Origin of the sequence: Moorena sp. SIO2C4, from assembly GCF_010672485.1 — a bacterium.
GTDB lineage: Bacteria > Cyanobacteriota > Cyanobacteriia > Cyanobacteriales > Coleofasciculaceae > Moorena > Moorena producens.
Map to the genome: position 1 here is coordinate 1 of NZ_JAAHGN010001204.1, position 2,106 is coordinate 2,106.

Sequence of the window (2,106 nt, forward strand, 5' to 3'; positions counted from 1 at the left end):
GTAGTAAACGTCGGAACCCATCTTGAAAGTGCCCCCAGGAATGAAGGTCATACCTTCAGGGCAGCTATTTACCGTGGGAGATGCCTTGACTGGTGTGGGAGTGCCAAAGACTAGGCATACTGTCAGGGACAACCAGTGATCACCATCAAGACTACTCCCAACAAGGCACTCACCATAATCGGTAGTACATTAAAGGCAGCTGCTAAGACTACCCCTACACTAATTGCGATCGCAATCCCTGCTTTGTCTCGCCGTAGGGTTTCTAAATCTCGCTGTCCAATCACCAACAAATCTCGACTGGTTTGCAATCCCAACAAACTTTGCCTCGGACCTTGTACCAACAGCACATCACCAAAGTGCAAGCAAACTCTTCCAAGTCTTTCTCTGACCAGTTCCTGTCCCCGTCGAATTGCCAAAACCGTACCGTTATAGCGTTGTCGAAACCGCATATCCTTTAAGGTTGAGCCAATTAAATTAGAGTTAGCCAGGATCAACACCTCAGCAATCCCTTCCTCCCCAGAGGTAAGACCCGTTTCCAAGGGTTGCTTTCCAAATTGGACATCAGCTAAGATTTCTATCCCTCGTTCATCTTTGACTCTCAGCAGACACTCCCGACCAGACCTCACAATCAAAATATCCCCTGGTCGCAATACTTTATCTGCCAGCGGTTGGGGAAAACGGCTACCATTGCGAATCAGTTCCAAAACGTCCAAATCAAACTTCCGCTGAATTTCACTGGCACGTAGGGTTTGCCCCACTAGGCTGGAATCTGGTGTAATGACAATTTCACTGACATACTCTTTGAGATTATAGTCCTGAGTGACAATACCATTGCTGGCTACTTTACGGTTGGGCAAAAGTCGGGGTGCCACTAGAGCCAAATATGCCAATCCTATGGTGAATGTAATTAGCCCCAATCGGGTGAATTGAAACAAGCTGAAATCACCATAGCCCAACTGTTTAGACAACCCACTGGCCAAGACATTAGTGGAGGTGCCAATGGTAGTGATCATGCCCCCTAAGATAGTGACAAAGGATAAGGGCATCAAAAGCCTAGAAGGGGAAATACTTTGCTTGCGGCACCAATCTTCTACAATAGGAAGTAGTACAGCCACCACAGCGGTATTGTTAATGAAGCCTGTTATGGGCCCAGCAATTATTCCCATGGTAAAGATTTGCTGGGTTGACTCCTTGCCTCCCCACTTCAGCAGTAGGTCATTCACGATTTGAAGCGCCCCAGTTCGGGCAATCCCAGCACTGAGGATAAACATAGCCATCACAGTGATCGTGGCAGGGTTGCCAAAACCGGAGATTCCCTGTTCTGGGGTGACTAGCTTTAGAAGCATAAGTAATACCATCACTGCGATCGCAGTGATATCCACTGGCATCCATTCCCTAATGAAACTGATTAAAGCTAGTAGGACAACGCTCAGGGTTAGAAATATAGTCATAGATAGCGATCGCTCTCACCAAAAAAGACTACCTTAGTTAGGTAGCTCATGGACATCCATCAAACATTTTGATAAATTTACCTATCCATGGAATTTATCTCGCCATATACTAGCCAAAATGATTCAATAACGCTATTAGTTAGCGTATCCTTTATCAAACTAATTTATAGTTATAGCAATGAGCATAAGCCTTAGGAAATCAAATTAATTTAAAGGTAACTTCGGAACTTCGGAACTTTGGAACAAGCATGTACTAATCTTTATTCCCCGAATTCATCCGTGACTATGAACTTAATTATTCATTATTATCTAGTCAAGTAGATCCCTTAATTAAAACTTTAAATTAAGACACCCTTGATTTAAAAAAAATTAATAATAAACTGTCAATTATTGTTGACTGTTAACTGTTGACTGTTAACTGTTGACTGTTAATCTTACCATCCCGCCAACAAAAAAATCAATTAAATTAAAATTGAATAAACTCCTGGGGGTTGCTCTGAGGATGCCAGGGGAACAGGTAGCTTCTGGAGTAGGGGAGTAGGGGATATTCCATGTCCGTCCCGATTCCCCCATCCCCCCATCTTCTTCAAAGTAAAGCGTGGTAGCTCACGCTTCGAGCAATTTTCCACTTCCCATCAAGCAGAATTCCCAGAGA

General features: G+C 43.9%; 1 protein-coding gene and 1 pseudogene. Both read right to left on the reverse strand.

Going from position 1 to position 2,106, the window contains the following annotated elements; all coding sequences use genetic code 11:
* Nucleotides 1-128 precede the first annotated feature (128 nt).
* Nucleotides 129-1,451, reverse strand: a pseudogene (locus tag F6K20_RS35595) (SLC13 family permease); the annotation flags it as partial.
* Nucleotides 1,452-1,912: 461 nt separating this feature from the next.
* A complete protein-coding gene (locus F6K20_RS35600; RefSeq protein ID WP_154659665.1) occupies nucleotides 1,913-2,080 on the reverse strand; it encodes a hypothetical protein in 168 nt (55 codons plus the stop codon).
* Nucleotides 2,081-2,106 lie beyond the last annotated feature (26 nt).